18 protein-coding genes, 1 pseudogene and 1 CRISPR repeat array are annotated in these 18,828 nt (G+C 75.2%); of the genes and pseudogenes, 10 read left to right on the top strand and 9 right to left on the bottom strand.

The genetic code is table 11. The features are described 5' to 3' along the window. Positions 1-936: 936 nt before the first annotated feature. Positions 937-1,272: direct repeats of the CRISPR family, unit length 30 nt; unit sequence ATGCTCCCCGCGCCCGCGGGGATGGTCCCC. A gap of 367 nt (positions 1,273-1,639) precedes the next feature. Then, a complete protein-coding gene (locus tag ABD284_RS13445; protein WP_344143256.1) occupies positions 1,640-2,236 on the bottom strand; it encodes a TetR family transcriptional regulator in 597 nt (198 codons plus the stop codon). A gap of 103 nt (positions 2,237-2,339) precedes the next feature. Between ABD284_RS13445 and ABD284_RS13440 the strand changes: the two genes are divergently transcribed. After that, positions 2,340-3,272 (top strand): zinc-binding dehydrogenase, encoded by a 933-nt coding sequence (locus ABD284_RS13440; RefSeq protein WP_344143255.1) that lies wholly within the window; start codon positions 2,340-2,342, stop codon positions 3,270-3,272. A 281-nt stretch (positions 3,273-3,553) separates the two neighbouring features. Here ABD284_RS13440 and ABD284_RS13435 read toward each other — a convergent pair whose 3' ends face one another. Further along, positions 3,554-4,159, bottom strand: coding sequence for a flavin reductase family protein (locus tag ABD284_RS13435; protein WP_344143254.1), 606 nt, complete (start codon positions 4,157-4,159; stop codon positions 3,554-3,556). A gap of 206 nt (positions 4,160-4,365) precedes the next feature. Between ABD284_RS13435 and ABD284_RS13430 the strand changes: the two genes are divergently transcribed. After that, positions 4,366-5,313, top strand: a complete 948-nt coding sequence (locus ABD284_RS13430; protein WP_344143253.1) for a threonine ammonia-lyase — start codon at positions 4,366-4,368, stop codon at positions 5,311-5,313. Between the two features lie 61 nt (positions 5,314-5,374). On the opposite strand, the gene ABD284_RS13425 is transcribed toward ABD284_RS13430, so the two are convergent. Next, positions 5,375-5,614, bottom strand: coding sequence for a hypothetical protein (locus ABD284_RS13425; protein WP_344143251.1), 240 nt, complete (start codon positions 5,612-5,614; stop codon positions 5,375-5,377). A gap of 219 nt (positions 5,615-5,833) precedes the next feature. Between ABD284_RS13425 and ABD284_RS13420 the strand changes: the two genes are divergently transcribed. Continuing rightward, entirely contained in the window at positions 5,834-6,274 is a 441-nt protein-coding gene (locus ABD284_RS13420) for a pyridoxamine 5'-phosphate oxidase family protein (RefSeq protein ID WP_344143249.1), read from the top strand. Positions 6,275-6,364: 90 nt separating this feature from the next. Continuing rightward, positions 6,365-7,399 (top strand): nitronate monooxygenase, encoded by a 1,035-nt coding sequence (locus ABD284_RS13415; RefSeq protein WP_386699690.1) that lies wholly within the window; start codon positions 6,365-6,367, stop codon positions 7,397-7,399. A gap of 332 nt (positions 7,400-7,731) precedes the next feature. On the opposite strand, the gene ABD284_RS13410 is transcribed toward ABD284_RS13415, so the two are convergent. Continuing rightward, on the bottom strand, positions 7,732-8,604 hold the full coding sequence (locus ABD284_RS13410) for an alpha/beta fold hydrolase (protein WP_344143247.1): 873 nt from the start codon (positions 8,602-8,604) through the stop codon (positions 7,732-7,734). Between the two features lie 155 nt (positions 8,605-8,759). On the opposite strand from ABD284_RS13410, the gene ABD284_RS13405 reads away from it, so the two are divergent. The 4 genes from ABD284_RS13405 to ABD284_RS13390 all read left to right on the top strand — a co-directional run bounded on the left by ABD284_RS13405 (position 8,760) and on the right by ABD284_RS13390 (position 12,390). Beyond that, positions 8,760-9,734: an oxygenase MpaB family protein gene (locus ABD284_RS13405; protein ID WP_344143246.1), complete on the top strand. Its 975-nt coding sequence runs from the start codon at positions 8,760-8,762 to the stop codon at positions 9,732-9,734. A gap of 57 nt (positions 9,735-9,791) precedes the next feature. Further along, complete coding sequence (locus tag ABD284_RS13400) at positions 9,792-10,013, top strand: DUF3099 domain-containing protein (RefSeq protein ID WP_344143245.1); 222 nt, start codon at positions 9,792-9,794, stop codon at positions 10,011-10,013. Positions 10,014-10,111: 98 nt separating this feature from the next. Continuing rightward, positions 10,112-10,720, top strand: coding sequence for a TetR/AcrR family transcriptional regulator (locus ABD284_RS13395; protein ID WP_344143244.1), 609 nt, complete (start codon positions 10,112-10,114; stop codon positions 10,718-10,720). A 158-nt stretch (positions 10,721-10,878) separates the two neighbouring features. Then, positions 10,879-12,390, top strand: a complete 1,512-nt coding sequence (locus ABD284_RS13390) for an aminopeptidase P family protein (protein ID WP_344143243.1) — start codon at positions 10,879-10,881, stop codon at positions 12,388-12,390. A 242-nt stretch (positions 12,391-12,632) separates the two neighbouring features. Here the strand turns inward: ABD284_RS13390 and ABD284_RS13385 are convergent, their stop codons facing one another. Both ABD284_RS13385 and ABD284_RS13380 read right to left on the bottom strand, forming a co-directional pair. Then, entirely contained in the window at positions 12,633-13,301 is a 669-nt protein-coding gene (locus ABD284_RS13385) for a lysophospholipid acyltransferase family protein (RefSeq protein ID WP_344143241.1), read from the bottom strand. Between the two features lie 249 nt (positions 13,302-13,550). Then, positions 13,551-14,468 carry a threonine/serine dehydratase gene (locus ABD284_RS13380; RefSeq protein WP_344143240.1) on the bottom strand — a complete coding sequence of 306 codons (918 nt, stop codon included), beginning with the start codon at positions 14,466-14,468 and terminating at the stop codon, positions 13,551-13,553. A 94-nt stretch (positions 14,469-14,562) separates the two neighbouring features. Here ABD284_RS13380 and ABD284_RS13375 point away from each other — a divergent pair, with 94 nt between their 5' ends. After that, positions 14,563-15,465 carry a LysR substrate-binding domain-containing protein gene (locus ABD284_RS13375; RefSeq protein WP_344143239.1) on the top strand — a complete coding sequence of 301 codons (903 nt, stop codon included), beginning with the start codon at positions 14,563-14,565 and terminating at the stop codon, positions 15,463-15,465. Between the two features lie 224 nt (positions 15,466-15,689). Then, positions 15,690-15,848 (top strand): annotated as a pseudogene (locus ABD284_RS25790) (IS982 family transposase); the annotation flags it as partial. A gap of 28 nt (positions 15,849-15,876) precedes the next feature. Here the strand turns inward: ABD284_RS25790 and ABD284_RS13370 are convergent. From ABD284_RS13370 to ABD284_RS13360, 3 genes are all read right to left on the bottom strand, one after another. Next, positions 15,877-16,800 (bottom strand): Gfo/Idh/MocA family protein, encoded by a 924-nt coding sequence (locus ABD284_RS13370; protein ID WP_344143237.1) that lies wholly within the window; start codon positions 16,798-16,800, stop codon positions 15,877-15,879. A gap of 153 nt (positions 16,801-16,953) precedes the next feature. Next, positions 16,954-17,847, bottom strand: a complete 894-nt coding sequence (locus tag ABD284_RS13365; RefSeq protein WP_344143236.1) for a carbohydrate ABC transporter permease — start codon at positions 17,845-17,847, stop codon at positions 16,954-16,956. Continuing rightward, entirely contained in the window at positions 17,844-18,797 is a 954-nt protein-coding gene (locus tag ABD284_RS13360; RefSeq protein ID WP_344143235.1) for a carbohydrate ABC transporter permease, read from the bottom strand. Before ABD284_RS13360 ends, ABD284_RS13365 begins: the two co-directional genes overlap by 4 nt. Between the last annotated feature and the right edge of the window lie 31 nt (positions 18,798-18,828).

Raw genomic sequence — 18,828 nt, 5'->3', positions numbered from 1 at the left:
CTGGCCACCGAGGTCTCCGTGTAGACGGTCTGCTTGGTCGTTGATCCATCTACCGGAGACCTCGCTTATGCGCAGCCCCGACATGCCGGAGAAGCAGAACAAGCCGGGCTTCTTAAACAGGGCCTAGCTGCGCTGTCCGGGGTGCGCCCGCCGCGGGCGCCGTACCCGGGGGAGCGGAGGTGGCGGCGTCCCCTGCTCGGCGGGCCCGGTCGGCGCCGCCGCGCGGGCCGGACGGTTCCCCTCGCCGCCCTCGGCGGCCGCGCTGCAGGTCGGCGATCGGCCGCCCGCGCCCCGGCGTGCGGCGAAGGTGCCGGGTGCGGGCGCGGCGGGATCCGCCGCAGCCCAGGTAGCCGGCACCTGCGGCGTCTCCGGAAGGGTGTGGCTGCGGCGCGGCGCCGGAGGCTCCGGACGGCCTGAACCGGTTCAGATTCGGTAACGGGTGTTGACCGCTGAACCGGTTCAGTGATGTTCTTGCCGGACTTCGTGAGTGGTGCGGATCCCGCGGCGGCCGCGCCCGGACCGCCTGGCGATCGGGGCGTTGCGCGGCGACGCGCGGAGGCGCCCCCGCGGGTGCGTGCGTCCGCGCGGCACCTGCGGTCGGCGCGGCCCGACTCGACCCCCGGCCGCGTCCGCGTGGCCGGGCCGGGCCCGCCCCCTCCCTCCCGTGCCACCGGGGAGGGGGCGGCGCCGCCCGGTGGGGGAATCACGCGCCTGGACTTCACGGGCCGTGCCCGTGGTCCATCGCAGGTGAGGGAGCCGAGAGCACTCCGCACGTCACGCACGCGCCCAGCGCCGCCGCGAGCCGTCCCGGAGTGCCCCAGCGGGAGCTCCAGCCGGCGAGGGGCTTCACCTTGCGGAAGAGTGAGGCTTTTGTCGGCTTCTCGCAAAGCGAATGAAACAGGCCTGTAGGCTCTGCGAACACGCAGGTCACTCAGTATGCTCCCCGCGCCCGCGGGGATGGTCCCCCGTGGCCCCGTAGGACGTGCAGGATGTCTGCGATGCTCCCCGCGCCCGCGGGGATGGTCCCCGCCCGCAGCACCTCGATGTACAGCGCGTCCTATGCTCCCCGCGCCCGCGGGGATGGTCCCCCCGCAGCTACAGCCTGTTCATCGCCGACAGCATGCTCCCCGCACCCGCGGGGATGGTCCCGCGGTGTGGACCCGGCCGGTGACCACGCGGGGATGCTCCCCGCGCCCGCGGGGATGGTCCCCGGCGGCCGCAGGCCCGGCAGAAGTGGTGGCGATGCTCCCCGCGTACGCGGGGATGGTCCCAATCCCTGCCACCTTCCCCGCCTGGCAGGCGGCGCCCTCGACCGCTGTCGACGAAGAGTGCAGTTGCGGATCGATGGGGACCGCGGCTTCAGGGACGACTCTCTTCACAAGTTCCGCCGCCCCCGCACCCCGGCGCCGAATTGCTCACTGACAAGCAGACGAGCCGACTGCGGGCTCTGTTCGCCGACGGCCGCCACGTCGAGGCCGAAGCAACGTAGGGGATCTACCCGCTTTTGTGGGGATCGGCGGGCATGAGCGGGGTCGGCAGGGCCCACTCGGCATCGGTGAGTTCGAAAGGACCGGACACGGCCGTCGAGTGTGCCGGTGCGGGCCCTGCTCCGCTGCCGATTCCAAGAAGCAGTGCCTAGCTAGGCCTCCAGGTGCAGTCCGGCGTCCATGCTCGCGAAGGCCCGCCGCACGCAGGCGGGCAGCTCGCGCGGGTCGCAGTCGGGCAGCCACTCATCGAGCGCGCAGCGCCATGCGGCCACGGCGAACTCGATCAGCAGCCGCAGCTCAAGGCTGTCGGCGGTACCGAGCCGGTCGGCGATCCGGGTCTGCATCTCGGCGCAGTGCCGCAGGGAGTGGCCCTCCAGTGCGGCGGAGCGGGCGACCAGGCGCAGCGTCGGCGCGAAGCGGCGGTACCAGTCGCCGTCCATGCGCTCCACGGTCGCCAGCATCGCGTCGCGCAGGACGTCGACCAGCCGCCCGGATTTCGGGGTTTCGTCCAAGACGTCCAGGTAGGCGCTCCAGAGCTGCTTGAGGGCGGTGAGCGCCACGTCCTCCTTCGACCGAAAGTTGCGGAAGAAGGTGCGCCGCGACACCTCGACCTCGTCGAGCAGCACGTCCAGCGGCGTCTCGTCGAATCCGCGCTCGGTGAACAGCGTCACGGCGGTCTCGGCGAGGACCCGGCGGGTGCGCTGCTTCTTGCGTTCGCGGAGGGTGGCGGGCTGCGGGGCGGTCGTCATCGACCCCAGTCTAACGTGTGCGCGCCGATTGAGCATATGCTTCTATGGAGCAAACGCCACACTGTGGCATTTCAATGCTGTCCCGACCGGAAGGAGCGCGACCGTGCGCGCACTCGTCGTCGACGACGCCGCCGAGGGCCATCTGGCCCGCACCGAGGTGGCCGACCCCCGTCCCGCCCCGCACGAGGTGCTGGTGCGCGTCGAGGCCGTCTCGTTGAACTACGGGGAGGTCGCCGAGGCGGCCTCGCTCGACCGGCCGGACGGCACCCCGGTCGGCTGGGACGCCGCCGGCGTGGTCGTCCGGGCGGCAGCCGACGGGTCGGGACCGGCTGAGGGAACCCGGGTCACCACGCTCGGTGAGGCCGGTTGGGCCGAGCTCCGGGCCGTGCCCGCGTCCTTGCTGGGCGCTGTGCCCGAGGGGGCCGATCCCGGCGCGGCCAGCACCGTCCCGGTCGCGGGCCTGAGTGCCCTGCACGTGCTGCGCCGCACGGGTTCGCTGCTGGGCCGCCGGGTGATGGTCACCGGCGCCTCCGGTGGCGTGGGCCGCTACACGGTGCAGCTCGCCGCCCGCGCGGGTGGGGAGGTGGTGGCGATCAGTCGGGACCCCGCCCGCGCTGACGAGCTTCGGGGGCTCGGCGCCCACGAGGTCCGCGCCGAGCCGGCCGCCGTCGAACGGCCGGTCTTCGCGGTGCTCGACGCTGTCGGCGGCCGTTACCTGGTCGACGCGTTCGCGGCGCTGCAGGCCGGGGGAGTGCTGGTCAGCGTCGGGCGCTCCGCCGAAGAGGACGCGGTACTGGCGCCCGAGGCCCTGCAGGGCGCCGGCGGCGGGCACGACCGGTCGATCAGGACGTTCTTCCTCTACGGTGACCCGGCGGTCGACTTCTCCGCCGACCTGTCCTGGCTGGCGGCGGAGGTGGCCGCGGGCCGGCTCGATCCGGGGATCAGCTGGCGCGGCCCGTGGACGCGCTTCGCCGAGGCGGCGGGCGCCCTGCTGGAGGGGCGGTTGCACGGCAAGGCGGTGCTGGAGGTCGGCTGAGCGCGGCGGGCGGCGCCTGCATTCCGGTCACACCGGCGGAGGGTCGGGCGACGGCGGGGGAGGCCGATGGGTTCGGCCTCCCCCGCCGTTCTCCGCGCCGTTCGCCGGCCCAGGGGAGGGGGTGCCGGGCCGGCCCCGCGGCGGTGGACGGGAGTGGGACCTGCGCTCTGGGAGCGCTCCCACGAATGTAAGCAGCGGAGCGTCGGCTGTCAACGGGTGCAACCGCCCCATTCGCCCCGCGGCGGCCCGCCGACCCCGGCGGGCCGCGGACGCGCCGCGGCTCACTCGCCGGGCCAGTCGGCGTAGCGGATGCGGCGCAGCGAGGTCACCTCGCCGAGCGTGCCCCACTCGTCCTTGCCCAGCCGCGCTATCGGCCGCAGCAGGCTGATCTCCGGGTGCCCCTGCGCCAGCACGGACTCCTCGACCGCGGCGTGCACCACTTCCCCGAAGACGACCGTGGAGTCGCCCAGGCGCAGTGTCGAGTGCAGACGGCACTCCAGCGCGGCGGGGGAGTCGGCAACGCGCGGCGGCGTGACCACCGCACTCCGCTCGCGGCGCACGCCCACCGCGTCGAACTCGCTGACCTCCGGCGGGAAGTCGGTCGCGGTCGCGTTGATCTCTCGCTGCAGCCACTCCGGCGCGAGGTTGACCACGAACTCGCGGGTCTGCTCCACGTTGCGCAGGTGGTCCTTGCGCCCGACGGAGGTGAACTGCACGATCGGCGGACTCGCGCACGCCACGGTGAAGAAGGAGTGGGGCGCGAGGTTGTCGACGCCGACGGCCGAGACCGTCGAGACCCACGCGATGGGCCGCGGCACGACGGTCGCCGTCAGCAGCCGGTAGAAGTCCGGGCCGGCGGTGGACCGGGGGTCGAAGTCGACGCGCATGGACCGCAGTATCCACCCAACGCCCTCGTAGGCCCAATCCGGCCGGGCACCGTGCCGGGGACAGCCTCGGCGGCGGGGAGCGCCCGTCAGCCGAGGCGGACGACGCCGGTGAGCAGGTGCGCCGGCGAGCAGGGGCGCCGAGCCCCGCGTCGACGCCTGCGGCCACCCGCGGGCACGCGGTGCCGTCGAAGGGGCATACTGCCCGCATGGAGTTGATCACGTCCGCCGATGTGGCCGCCGCCGAGGAGCGCTTGGCCGGGATCACCGTGCGCACGCCGCTGGTGCCCTGCGAATGGGCGCCCGGGGAACTGCTGGTGAAGCCGGAGAACCTGCAGCCGGTCGGCGCCTTCAAGATCCGCGGCGCCGCCAACGCGCTCGCCCGGCTCGTCCCCGAGCGGAGGCGGTCGGGCGTGATCACGCACTCCTCGGGCAACCACGGCCAGGCTCTGGCCTACGCGGCCCGCGCGCACGGCGTCCGCTGCGTTGTGGTCGTGCCCGCAGGCGCGCCGCGGGTCAAGGTGGACGCGATGCACCGCTTCGGTGCCGAGACCGTGGAGGTGGAGCCCGCCCGGCGCGCCGAGACGGCGCGCGGGCTCGCCGACGAGCAGGGGCTGACGCTGGTGCCGCCGTTCGACCACCCCGACGTGATCGCGGGCCAGGGAACGGTCGGCAGCGAGATCGCCGCCGACCGGCCCGACATCGAGGCGGTGCTGGTGCCGGTGGGCGGCGGCGGGCTCGCCGCCGGGGTGGCCACCGCCGTCAAGGCCCGGTGCCCCGGCGCGGCGGTGATAGGCGTCGAACCCGAGCTGGCCGCCGACGCCAAGGAGAGCCTGGAAAGCGGGCGGCTCGTGACGTGGCCGCCGGAGCGCACCGGGCGCACCGTCGCCGACGGTGTGCGGGTCGGGCCCTCCGAGTTGACGTTCGCGCACCTGCGCGCACGGCTGGACGGGATCGTCACGGTGACCGAGGAGGAGATCCTGGCCGCTGTCGGCGCGCTCGCGCGCAGCGCCCGCCTGGTGGCCGAGCCCAGCGGTGCGGTCGCCACGGCCGCCTACCTGGCGGGCCGCACGCCGCCCGGGCGCACCGTCGCGGTGATCTCGGGCGGCAACGTGATGCCCGATGTGCTGGCGCGCGCGGTCGCCGCCGAGGGCTGAGCCCCGGCGGCGCCCCGCCCCTTCCGGCCTTCGCCCGCCGCGCCGGCGCGGCACCGCGGGTTCAGGCGGGCTGGTGCGCGTGCGGTCGGCGCCGGGACCGGGCGTCCCCGCCCGCCCGCTCGCCCCGGGCGCCCGCGGCGGCGGGCGCGGGCGCCTCCTCCGGCGCTCCGACCCCCGCGCGCTCGTCGAGGCGGCGCTCGCGCGCGTCGTAGGCGATGTACGCCACTGCGCCGAGCAGGATAAGCCCGATCCCGGCCAGAATCACGACGAGTCCGGTCATGAGGAGTTCGTTGTCGACCACGCGGGCACCTCCGCTGCTCGATCGGCCATGACGCCTTCCGCGGTCGATGGTAATCGCCGTTAACGAAAGTTTCTGCTGTTTCCGTGCGTGAGTCGCACCATAATCCCCGGCGATTCCGGCCGGAGGCGGCCGTGTCGACGCCGCCTTCCAGGGAAGAACTGACCCCAGCGTGCGGAACGCGCGCCCGGCCGCGCCGCGGCCGTGCACAGAAGGAGGCCCATGGCCACGATCGAGGACGTCGCCGGCGTCATCGGCCGGGGCGGGCACCTCGCCGTCGTCTCGACCGTGCGCGCCGACGGCTCGATCCAGTCCACCGTGGTCACCGCCGGGATCGCGGCCCACCCGGTCTCCGGCGAACGGGTGATCGCCTTCACCACCGCCGGCCGCAGCGCCAAGCTCCGCTTCCTGCGGCGCCGTCCGCAGGCCACGATCGTGTTCCAGTCGGGCTACCACTGGGCGTCCGCCGACGGTGCGGCGGACCTCGTCGGCTACGACGATCCCTACCCCGGCGTCGACGGCGACGGGCTGCGCCGCCTCCTGCGCGAGGTCTTCACCGCCGCCGGAGGCGCCCACGACGACTGGGGCGCCTACGACCGCGCGATGGCCGAGCAGCGCCGCAGCGCCGTACTGATCAGACCGGCCCGCATCCTCGCGATGTGACCGGTCCGCGCCCGGTCACGCCCGTACGGCAGGGCCGGGTGCCCGGCGGCGCGGGGCGCCGTGCGAAGCTGATGGCCGCTTTTGTCCGGCATGTCAGAAGGATGTGGGTTGGGGCTACTTCACGAGCTCGACGTCCCCGTGATCGCCGCGCCGATGGCCGGGGGAGTGAGCACCCCTGAACTCGCCGCCGCCGCCAACGCCGCCGGCGGCCTGGGCTTCTTGGCCGCCGGATACCTTTCGGCGGAGGCGATGACCGAGCGGATCGGCCGGCTGCGCGCACTCACCGCGCGCCCGTTCGGGGTGAACGTCTTCGTCCCCGACCGCGACGCCGCCGACCCCCGGGCCCTGTCCGCCTACCGGCAGCGCCTGGCGGCCGACGCCGCGCGCCTGGGCGTGGAGACCGGGCCCGCGCTGTGGGGCGACGACGCCTACCGGGACAAGCTCGCCGCGCTGCGCGCCGACCCCGTGCCGATGGTGAGCTTCACCTTCGGCTGCCCCGCACCGGACGAGATCGCGGCCCTGCAGCGGGCGGGCACCGAGGTGCTGGTCACCGTCACCACGGCCGAGGAGGCCGCGGCCGCGGACGACGCGGGGGCCGCGGCGCTGTGCGTCCAGGGCGCCGAGGCGGGCGGCCACCAGGCCTCGTTCGAGGACACCCACGAGCGCACCACCCCGCTCGCTCAGCTGCTGGCCGAGGTGCGCGGCCGGGTGCGCCTGCCCGTGGTCGCCGCCGGCGGGATAACCGACGCGGCGTCGGCGGGGCGCGCCCTCGCGGGCGGTGCGCTCGCCGCGCAGCTGGGCACCGCGCTGCTGCGCACCCCGGAGAGCGGCGCTTCAGCGGTGCACAAGGACGCCCTGGCCCGGGAGCGCTTCACCCGCACCGTGGTCACCCGCGCCTTCAGCGGGCGCCGGGCACGCGCCCTGGCGAACCGGTTCGTCGCCGAGCACGGCGGACTGGCGCCCGGCGCCTACCCGCAGGTCCACCACATGACCGCACCCATCCGCGCGGCCGCCGCACGCGCCGCGGACGCCGACACGCTGCACCTGTGGGCGGGGACGGGCTTTCGCTCCGCGTCGGAGCTGCCGACCGCCCGCGTCGTCGCCGGCGTCGCAGCCGGACTCTAGATGCGATGTCCCGGCACGTGGGTACCAGCCGACACGCCTGCGGCAGCGGTCGAACAAGAAGAAGGCCTTCTGATCCCGGTGTGGATTGCGACATCTACGCCGATGCTCAGGAGGCCGTCATGTGCCACCGCAACGCCCCTCTGACCCCCACCGGCAGACTCCGCCCGGCGCGCTGCCGGGATCGGCGGCCGCACTCCCGCCGGCCGCGTTACCAATCCCGGAACACCACATCCGGCCGCTGTCGCGCGGGCATCAGCGCTCGCCGGTGCACGCGTGTGCCGGGGCGGCGGTCCGCCGACCGCGCGCGGCGGCCCGCGTCCGCGGCGGGGTCCTCAGTCCTCCTCGGCCGCGGCCAGGTGCTCCAGCAGCGGCGGGATCGTCCGCTCGGCCGCCTCTTCGGGGAGCCAGTGCGAGAACCCCTCCAGCTCGATGTAGCGGTACGGTGCGGCGACCCACTCGCCGGTCCCGCGGGCGGCCCGGGCGGTGAACGCCAGGTCGCGGGTGCCCCACACGTACAGCGTGGGCACGCTGATCGCCGGTGCCTCGGTGGAGCCGCCGTCCAGCCCCAGGGCGCGATACCAGTTCAGCGCCGCCGTGAGCGCGCCCGCTTGTACGAGGCGGCCGACGTTGTCGGCGACCAGGTCCTCGGGCACCCGGCCCTCGTAGATGCCGACCAGGGCGGCGGCGTCGTTGTCGAGCAGCGACTCCTCCGCTGCGCCGGGGGTCTGGAACAGCCGGATGTAGGACAGCGCCTCGCGCTGCTCGGGCGAGGCGGCCGTGGCCTCCGCCAGCGCGGCCGGGTGCGGCGTCGACAGCACCGTCAGGCTCGCCACCCGCTCGGCCTGCTGTGCCGCCGCGGGCCAGGCGACCACGCCGCCCCAGTCGTGGCCGACCAGGTGGAAGCGCTCGGCGCCGAGGCCGTCGGCGAAGGCGGCGACGTCGCCCACCAGCTCCGGTACCACGTACTCCTCGGCGTTGAGCGGACGGGCGCCCGGCGAGTAGCCGCGCTGGTCGACCGCGACCGCGCGGTAGCCCGCCTCGGCGGCCGCCGCCATGTGCCGGCGCCAGCACGTGGCGAACTCGGGGAAGCCGTGCAGGAACAGTACGAGCGGCCCGTCGGCCGGTCCGGCCGCCAGTGCGTCGAACTCCAGGTCGCCGCGGCGCAGGGTCAGCGCCTCGGTGTCGGGGGCGAGGATGTCCGCCATGTCTGCCTCCAGCTGGTGGATGGAACCCGGCCCGGGCAAGGCTACTCCGCCCGCCGCTCGGTGCCGGGGCGGTGGTTAGACTCGGTGGCGTCGTCGCGGTGAACGTCCCGGTGCCGGTCGGCCGGACCGGTTCCGGGCGGGCAGGGAGCGCCCCGATGCAGCCGACCGTCGCCTCACCCCGAAGCGCCACCTGGCGCGTGCAGATCGACCGCGCCATGTGGGTGGCGGGCGTGCGCGCGCTCATGCTCCAGGCCCTGCATCCGCTGGCCATGCAGGGGGTCTGGCAGCGCTCGGACTTCATGGACGACCCCACCGGACGGCTGACCCGCACCGCCGACTTCGTCGCCACCACCACCTACGGCAGCCCTGGGGAGGCCGCCGAACTGGGGCGGAGGGTGCGCGCCGTGCACGCCCGGCTGGCGTTCACCGACCCCGCCACAGGGCGGGCGCACCGCGTCGACGAGCCCGAGCTGCTGCTGTGGGTGCACTGCGCCGAGGTGGTCTCCTATCTGGAGGTCGTCACGCGCGCGGGCGTGCGGCTGAGCGCGCGCGAGGCCGACTCCTACTTCGCCGAGCAGACCCGGACCGCGGCCCTGGTCGGCTTGGACCCCGCCGAGGTGCCCGGCTCGGTCGCGCAGATGCGCGCCTACCTGGCGCGCACGCGCCCGCTGCTGCGGGCCACTCCCGAAGCCGCCGCAGCCGTGCGCTTCCTGCTCTGGCCGACGGTGCCCGAGCGGCTCAGGGGGCTGGCGTGGCTGAAGCCGCTGTGGCTGCCGGTGGGCGCGCTGTCCTACTACACCCTGCCCGACTGGGCCCGCCGCGCCTACCGGGTCCTGCCCGAACCGCCCGGTATCGGCGCCGCGACCACCGCCGCGCTGCGTGCGGCGCGCGCCGGACTCGACCACACGCCCACCCCGCTCTACCTGCGCCTGTTCGACCGCGCCACCGTGGAGCGCGCCGTCCGCGCCCGCGAGCGCCTGGCGGCGGCGGGCTACGACGTGCGCGGCGGGTTGGCGGCCCTGACCGACCCCGCCACCTGGCCCGATGGAGAAGGCGCCCACGGGCGAGCGCCCGAGGCGGGACCGGCTGAGGGCGGCGCCGGACCGGCTCGCCCGGTGAGCACGCTCTAGCCGGAACAGCGCCTCCGCCGCCCCCTCCGAGCGTGGAATCGGCGCTAGGCTGGCAGTATGCGACGGCGCAAGCGCCGCTATGTCGGGCTGATGACCACCTGTCTGGTGCTTTTCGGCGGGTCGCTCCCCGTCTACTATCTGCTGGGCACCGGCTGGGCGCTGGCGATGTGCGCGGTGGCCATGGTCCTGCCGCCCATCGCGGTCATCGTCGGCAACTCCGCCGACCCCTCCGACCCTGAGGACCGCGACACCCGATACGGGCCCAACGCGCCGCACTGACCCCCGCGCCGCCGCCCGCCGCCCCGCGCCCGGGCGCGGCAGGCGCGCGCCGCCGGCCGGCGCAACCGGTATCCGGCAGGCCGTGGACGGAGGAGGAGATGGGCGACGCCGAGGCGTCCCTGCGCCGCACGCCGGTGCAGCGCCGCAGCAGGCAGCGGGTCGAGGCCCTGATGGCCGCCGCCGAGGGCGAGTTCGCGCGCGTCGGCTTCGACGGCGCCGGCACCACGGGCATCGCCGCGCGCGCCGGGTGCTCGGTCGGCTCGCTCTACCAGTTCTTCCCGCACAAGGGGGCGCTGCTGGAGGCCGTGGTGCGGCGCCACGGCGCCGAGCTCGACCGGGTCGCCGCCTCCGCCCTGGACGCGGCGGGACCGGGTCCCGCCGCGGTGCACCGCGCGCTGTCCGAGGGAGTCCTCGACTACGCCTCCCGCGCACCGGCGGTGCGGGCGCTGCTGTGCCCGACGTTCGCCTCGCCCGTCCACGCCGAGGCGGCGGCCGGGCTGCAGCAGGCCATGGCCCGGCGCCTGGCGGCCGCCTTCGGCGGCGCCGGGGTCGACCCCGACCGCTGCGCCGCCGCGGCCGCCGTCTACGTCGAGTCCCTGGCCGGCCTGCTGGCGCGGGCCGTCGACGCCGAGGGCGGGCGCGACCCGGTCTACGGGCGCGAGCTCGCCGCCGTCCTGGGAGCCTACGCCGACGCGCTGGCGCGGTGATCCGGCCGGAACCCCGAGGAGGAGGGCGATCCGCCGCCGCGGGCGCGGTCCACAGGCGGCGGATCGGCGCCGGTGCGCGGCACCGCCCGGCCGTAGGATGGAGAAGGGCCGCCACAAGCGGCCCCACCAGCGTCGAGCCGTGACCGGGAGGCACAACCGTGAGTGAACACCACAGCAGCGATCCCAAGGCGGAGGGGGACGGCGCCGCCGAGGCACCGGTGTTCACCCCGCGCAAGAACGGCCAGGCCCAGGGGGTGTCCGAGGAGCTCGCCGCGTGGATGCGCACCGGCTGGGCCGACACCGAGATCCGCGACCCCGAGCCGATCGAGCAGGCCGCCTACACCGCCAAGCGCCGCGCCGCGCTCAGCGCGCGCTTCCCCGGCGAGCGGCTGGTCGTGCCCGCCGGCAACCTCAAGACCCGCTCCAACGACACCGAGTACCCGTTCCGGCCCTCCTGCGACTACGTCTACCTGAGCGGCGACCTCTCCGACGACGGCTGCGTGGTTCTGGAGCCCCGCCCGGGCGGCGGCCACGACGCCACCGTCTACCTGCGTCCCCGCTCCAACCGCGAGAACGGCGAGTTCTGGCTCGACGGGCACGGCGAACTGTGGAGCGGGCGCCGGCACAGCCTCGCCGAGTCCGCCCAGCGCCTGGGCACCGACACCGACGACGTGCGCCGGCTGCCCGAGGTGCTCCGCGACGCCCCGGCGGCTCCGGTGCGCATCCTGCGCGGCCACGACGCCTCCCTGGAGGAGCTGGTCGCCGGCGTGCGCGCCGGCGGCGCCGAGGACGGCGAGGCCGCCGCCGAACGCGACGAGGAACTGGCCGTCGCCCTGCACGACCACCGGCTGGTCAAGGACGAGTGGGAGGTCGCCCAGCTGCAGCGCGCCGTCGACGCCACGGTGCGGGGCTTCGGCGACGTCGCCGCCGCGCTGCCCGAGGCCCGGGCCACCTCCGAGCGCTACATCGAGGGCACGTTCTTCCTGCGCGCCCGCGTCGAGGGCAACGACGTCGGCTACGGCACCATCGCGGCCTCGGGCCCCAACGCCACCACGCTGCACTGGATGCGCAACGACGGCCCGGTGCGCGAGGGCGAGCTGCTGCTGCTCGACGCCGGCGTCGAGACCACCACGCTCTACACCGCCGACATCACCCGCACCCTGCCGGTCTCCGGCCGGTTCGACCCGGTGCAGCGCCGGGTCTACGACCTGGTCTACGCCGCTCAGGAGGCGGCGATCGCGGCCGTCGCGCCGGGGCGCCCCTTCACCGAGTACCACGAGGTCGCCCAGCGCGTCCTGGCCGAAGGGCTGGTCGAGTGGGGCCTGCTCGAAGGCCCGGCCGACCGCGTCGTCGAGCTCGGCCTGCAGCGGCGCTACACCCTGCACGGCACCGGGCACATGCTCGGTCTGGACGTCCACGACTGCGCGCGCTCGCGCACCGAGGTCCACCTCCACGGCGAGCTGCGGCCCGGCACCGTGCTCACGGTCGAGCCGGGGCTGTACTTCCAGCCCGACGACCTCACCGTGCCCGAGGAGCTGCGCGGGATCGGCGTGCGCATCGAGGACGACGTCCTCGTCACCGCCGAGGGCAACCGCGTGCTCTCCGCGGCGCTGCCGCGCACCGCCGACGACGTCGAGGCCTGGCTGGCCGAGCGCCTGCCCCGCGGCTGACCCGCCCGCGCGGTGCCCGCGCCCCCGGGCGGGGGCACCGCGCGGTCCCGGCCGCCGAGGCCCGCGGGCCGTCGCGTGCAGCGACGCCTCGCACCGCGCGGCGCGACTTCAGGGGGTCGCCGTACGCCGCGGAGGTCAGGCGTTTCCGTGCGGTAGGCGGGAACCGTGCGGGGGCGCAAGGGCGGGTGCGGGCGGCGGGGTGCGCGGCCGCCTCCGGGCGGTGCCGGGAAGACGCAATGGGGTCACTCCCCGGCCGCGCGGTCGTTGTAGGTCCCGGCCCCCTCCTGGCCGGTCAGCCGCTGGACGGCGGCCATGACCTCGTCGGTGACGAGCCGGCGCGCCCGCCCGGTCCTGAGGTCGCCGTAGCCCGCGGAGAAGTCCAGCGGCGCCCCGAAGCGCACGGTGACGGGCGCGATGCGGGGAAGGCGGGCGCCGATCGGCTGGACGCGCTCGGTGCCGGCCAGCCCCACCGGTACGACGGGTGCACCCGAGGTCAGCGCGAGGTGGGCCACGCCGGTGCGGCCGCGGTAGAGCCGCCCGTCGGGCGAGCGGGTGCCTTCCGGGTAGATCGAGAACACTCCGCCGTCCTTGAGCCAGCGCAGCCCGATCTCCAGCGCCTCCAGCGCGCCGCCGCTCCTGCCGCGCTCCACCGGGACGGCGCCCAGCGAGGTGAAGGCCGCCCGCGACATCCGGCCCCGCACGCCGGTGCCCGAGAAGTACTCGGCCTTGGCCAGGAACCGGATGCGGCGCGGCACCGCCAGTGGAATGACGACGCTGTCGCAGAAGGAGAGGTGGTTGGCGGCCAGGATGACCGGGCCGGAGGCGGGGATGTGCTCCAGGCCTTCGATGGTCGGCCGGTAGAGCACGCGGCCCACCCGTGAGCCGACGGTGCGCGCGGTGTCGTAGAGCACGATGCCCCCTCCGAGCGCGGGCGCGGCGCACCGCCCGATCCGACGCGTCCCCCGCCCCTGCGTACGCCCGGCGGTCCCCGACGCGGTCAGGTTATCGGAGGCCGGAGCGGCCGGTGCGGGCGGACCCCGTCTCCCGCACCGCCGGAGGGCGGGTCGGCCTCCGCCGCGGGCGGCGGTGCGCCGCCGCCCGCACCGCCGGGCGCCCGGTGCCCCTGCGCGGCGGCGGGGGCGGCGAGGAGGCGGGGCGGCCTACCCCTCGGGAGTCCAGGAGGCGTTGGCGCCGCAGACCACCAGGCAGGTGTGCTCGCCGGGGAGTCGGTCGGCCAGCCACGCGGCGAAGGGGACGGCGGCGGCGGGCTCGGCGGCGATGCGGAACTCCTCCCACAGCCGGTCGCGCGCCGCGGTGATCTCGGCGTCGGTCACCAGTGCGGTGCCCACGGGGTGCGCGCCCAGCACGGCGAAGGGCACGTCGCCCACCCGCGCCGCGCCCAGCGCCGAGGAGGCGACCGAGTCGACGGGCGTGTCCACCGGCTCGCCCGCTGCCAGCGCGGCGTGCAGGCTGCGGCAGCCCTCGGGCTCGACGCCGGTCACGCGGAGGCCGGCCGCGCCCAGGCGAACGCCCGCCACCAGGCCGGCGCCTCCCACGGCCACCGCGACGCTGTCGCACTCGGGCGCGTCGACGGCGATCTCGTGGCCGATGGTGCCCTGGCCGGCGACCACGTCAGGGTCGTCGTAGGCGTGCAGGTAGCGCAGCCCTTCGGCGCCGGCGCGGGCGCGCGCCGCCTCGGCCGCCTCGGCGTAGTGGGCGCCGGTGCGGACCAGCTCCGCGCCGGAGGCCTCCAGGCGGCGCGCCTTGGCCTCGGGAACGGTCTCGGGCACGTACACCAGCGCCTCGGCGCCCAGCATCCGTGCAGCGGCCGCCACACCGAGGCCGTGGTTGCCGCCCGAGGCGGTCACCACCCGCTCCGGTGCGCCGGCGGCCAGCATCGCGTTGAGCGCGCCCCGGAGCTTGAAGGCGCCGGTGATCTGCAGGTGCTCCAGCTTCAGGGAGAGCGGGCGCCCGTCCACGCGCGTGCTCAGTACCGGCGTGCGCCGCGCATAGGGTGCGATGCGCTCGGCCGCCGCGGCGACGTCGGCGGCGGTGGGCAGGGAGGTCGTGGCTGTCATGCCTCCACACTGCCCTGTCGCGTGCTTAAGTTGAAGTTGCGGTTGCTTACGATGATTAAGCACGGCTTTGGTTCCGGGGGCAGGGGGTGGTCCGGTGCTGGACGCCGACCGGGTGCGCGTGCTGGTCGAGGTCGCCCACGCGGGCTCCATCGCCGCGGCCGCCGAGCGCATGTCCTTCACCGCGCCCGCGCTGTCCCAGCAGCTCACCAAGCTGGAGCGGGAGCTGGGGTGCGCACTGGTGGAGCGCTCGCGGACCGGAGTCCGGCTCACCCGCGCGGGCCGGGTGCTGCTGGCCTACGGGGAGCGGGTCGTCGGCGAGCTGCGCGACGCCGAGGCGGCGGTGCGCGCCGCCGCCGGCGAGGCGCAGGTGCGGCTCTCGCTGGGCGCCTTCGCCAGCGCGGGCCGGCTGCTGGTGCCGGGCGCGCTGGCCGCGTTCGGGCAGGCCCACCCGCAGGTGCGGCTGTCGCTGTCGGACGTCGAGCCGCCCGACGGCTACGGGCTGGTGACCTCCGGCGAGCTCGACCTGCTCATCACGCACCGCTACCCGGGGGTGCAGCCTCCCGCCTCGACCGGGCTGCACCGCGAGCGCATCCTGGTCGACCCGCTGCTGCTGGTGCTGCCCGAAGGCCACCCGGCGGCAGGCACCGCGCCGCGCCTGGCCGATCTGACCGACCAGGAATGGATCTGCGGCGCGCCCGGCATCTCCAACCGCGTCGCGCTTGAGGCGGCGGCCGCCGACGAGGGGGTGCGCCTGCAGGTCGCCTATGAGACCCGCGACTACGAGGTGATGCTGGCGCTGATCCGTGCGGGCGTGGGCATCGGCCTGGTGCCGCGGATGATCCTGGACGCCGCGCCCGGCGGCGGCTGGGTGGCGGCGCCGCCCGGCGGCACGGCGCTGGAGCGCGAGATCTCCATCGTGCACCGGCGCCGGCCGCCGGCACCGGTGCCGGCCATGGTGGATATGCTGCGCCGCTCGGCGCGGCGCCCGCCGTACTGACCGAGGCCCCGGGCCGCGCCGGCGCGCTCGGGGGCCGCCCGCTCCGCCGCCTGCCACCAGCGATGTGACCGAGCAGCGCAAGCAGGCCCCGCACCTGCTCCACGTCCAGCGGGCCGCACCGGGGCCGGTCCCGATCGTGTGCAACCTTCGCCGGCGCCGGCGAAGGGGTCGGGCCACACCGTCGTGCGCCCGGCTCGGGAGTCGGAGAAGAAGCGCGGGCCGACCCACGGTACTTCCCGGACTGACTGCGCCGGAGCATCGAGGCGATCATCCGGACGTTGAAGAACCAGCCCGGGCCGGAACGCCACGCCGCGCGCACCGCCGAGGGCCTGTGGGTGCGGGTATGCCGGCGTATCTGCGCACTCAACGCCGCGATCCGGCACCCGACGCGCCGACGCCGCCTGCGCGGTGTCAGCTCCCGGACGCGCCGACCGGCACCGTCGCCCGCCGTTCGAGCGCGAGCGCCGCCGCCTCCAGCACCGCGACCACCTCGTGGCCGAATCCGATGCCGCAGGGGTCGGCGGGGGCGTCCGGGCCCTGCTCGGCGGCGGCCAGCAGCCGATCGATCGCCGCGGAGAACGCGGGCACCGGGCCCAGCTCGGCCTCGGGAAGGTGCGCCACGCCGTTCTCGCCGTGGAAGAGGAACTCCTTGCGGCCCCCCGCGGGCGGGGCCTCCAGGGTGAGCGCCAGCGAGCTGACGCCTCCGCCGCGGTGGCCCAGCAGCAGGTGGGTGGTCCTGCGCGGCCCCGCCACGGCGGTGACCTCCCCGACCGGCCCCATCACCGGCAGCAGCACCGACAGGGCGTGCGGGCCGATGTCCCACAGGCCGCCGCGCTCCCGGCGCCACGGCGACTCGGCATAGGGGCTGTCCGTGCTGAGCGCCGACGCCAGCATCACCCCCTGGGCGCCGTCCCAGCGCCCGGCCGCGGCGGTCTCGCGCAGGAAGTCCTCGACGCCCGGCGAGAAGCGCATGGTGAAGAAGACGACGCTCGCCAGCCCCCGGCGCCCGGCCTCGGCCGCGACGGCGCCGGAGGCCTCGGTGGTGAAGGCCACCGGCTTGTCCAGCAGCAGGTGGCGGCCTGCCCGCGCGGCACGCAGCGCGGCCTCGGCCTGCACGTCCGGCGGCAGCGCGATCGCCACGGCGTCGACGTCGGCGAAGAGGGCCTCGGAGTCGGAGTAGGCGGCCACGCCGTAGCGGTCGGCCAGGGCCCGCGTCCGCTCGGCGCTGCGTCCCCACACGCCGACGAACTCGGCGCCGGGGTGGGCGGCCAGCGCCGCGCCCTGCGTCTCGCGTGCCCAGTAGCCCGTGCCCAGCAGTCCGATCCTCAACCCCATGCGGCGGTCCCTTCCGGCGGCGGCTCGGTGTCGCGTCCGGCGCCATTCTGCCCGGCCCGCGGTCGCGGAGACACAGCGGGGCGGCCGGGTGCGCCGCGGCCCCGCAACCGGCCGCGGCTCCCGGCCGCCCCGTCCCCTGTGATGGGGCCCGGCCTACTTGACCGCGCCCATGGACAGACCGCGCACGAGCTGGCGCTGGGCCATCCAGCCGATGATCACGATCGGCAGCGACGCCAGGGTGGCCGCGGCCGCCAACTGCGCCCAGTAGAGCCCTTCACTGGTGATGAACCCGACCAGGAACACCGGCACGGTGGCGGCCTGCGAGGCCGTCAGGTTCACCGCGAAGAAGAACTCGTTCCAGGAGAAGATCATGCAGATCAGCGCCGTCGCGGCGACACCGGGGGCCATGATCGGCAGCATCACCGACCACAGCACCCGCGGCAGGCTCGCGCCCTCCATCCGCGCGGCCTCGACCACGCCCGAGGGGACCTCCAGGAAGAACGAGCGCATCATCCACACCGCGATCGGCAGGTTCATCGCGGTGTAGAGCACCACCAGCGTCCAGATGCTGTCCAGCATGGCGACCTCGGCCGCGGCGACGTAGATCGGCACGATCACGGCCACCACCGGCAGCATCTTGGTGGAGATGAAGAAGAACAGCACGTCCTTGGTGCGCTTGACCGGGCGGATCGACAGCGCGTAGGCGGCGGGCGTGCCCAGCAGCAGCACCAGCGCCGTGGAGGCCAGGGTCGCGATCAGCGAGTTGGCCAGGTACGGCAGGAAGTCGGAGTCGATGACGCCGGCGATCTGGTCCAGCGTCGGCTGGAAGAACAGCGTCGGGGGATCGGTCTGGGCGATGGCCTCGCTCTTGAAGGAGGTCAGCACCAGCCACAGGGCCGGTGAGACGAACACCAGGGCGATGGCCCAGGTCAGCGTCGTCAGCGCGGCTCCGCCGACGCCGCCGCGCCGCCGGGCGCGCGCCGCCGCCGGGCGCGGGTTCGGTGCGGCGGCCGCGCTGGATCGGGGTGCGGGGGCGGTGGCGGTCACGAGTTCGCCTCCTGATCGGACATGAACGTGCGGAAGATCAGCCGCAGCGCGAGCATCGCCACGGCGATGGTGCCGATCACCACGACGACGCCCATCGCCGCCGACTGGCCGATGTCGAACCCGAGGAAGGTCCGCTGGTAGATGTAGAACGGCAGGTTCGCGCTGGCGGTACCGGGCCCGCCCTGGGTCATCATGTAGATCGTGTCGAAGGTGTTGACCACGTAGATCGACCCCAGCAGCACGCCCAGCTCGATGTAGCGCCGCAGGTGCGGCAGCGTGATGTTGGTGAACATCTGCCACTTGCTCGCGCCGTCGACCTGGCCCGCCTCGATGACGTCGCCGCCCTGGCTCTGCAGCCCGGCCAGCACCAGCAGCATCATGAAGGGGCTCCACTGCCACACCAGTGCGGTGACCACCGACACCACCGGGAACTGCGACACCCAGTCGACGTCGCCGAGCCCGAAGGGCGTGAGCACGAACCCGACCAGCCCGAAGACCGGGTCGAACATGGTGGTCTTCCACAGCAGCGCGGTCGCCACCGGGATGATCAGGAACGGCGTGATCAGCAGGGTTCGCACCACGCCGCGGCCCGCGAACTTGCGGTCCAGCAGCATCGCGAGGCCGATGCCGACCGCCATCGAGATCAGTACGCACGCGGCGGTGATGACGACGGTGTTCAGCGCCGCGCCGAGGAACTGCGCGTCGGTCAGTACCGCGGCGTAGTTGGCCAGGCCCGTGAAGCTCCGCGACCCGGGGCGCACGAGGTTCCACGACTGCAGCGAGTAGAAGATGGTGAACAGGAACGGCAGCTGGGTGACCAGGATCGTGAAGATCAGCGCCGGCAGCAGCGGGGCGCGCAGCGACCAGCCGCGGGCGCGCTCGGCGCGCTTGGCGGACCGGGCGGCGGGCACGGGCCGCTGAGGGGCGGGGGCGGTGGCGGTCGCGCTCATCGCGGCAGCCTCCCCCGGACGGTGCGCGCCG

Source organism: Streptomonospora arabica (assembly GCF_039531585.1).
Taxonomy (GTDB): Bacteria; Actinomycetota; Actinomycetes; order Streptosporangiales; family Streptosporangiaceae; genus Streptomonospora; species Streptomonospora halophila.
This window is presented reverse-complemented; position numbering and strand designations above follow the sequence as displayed.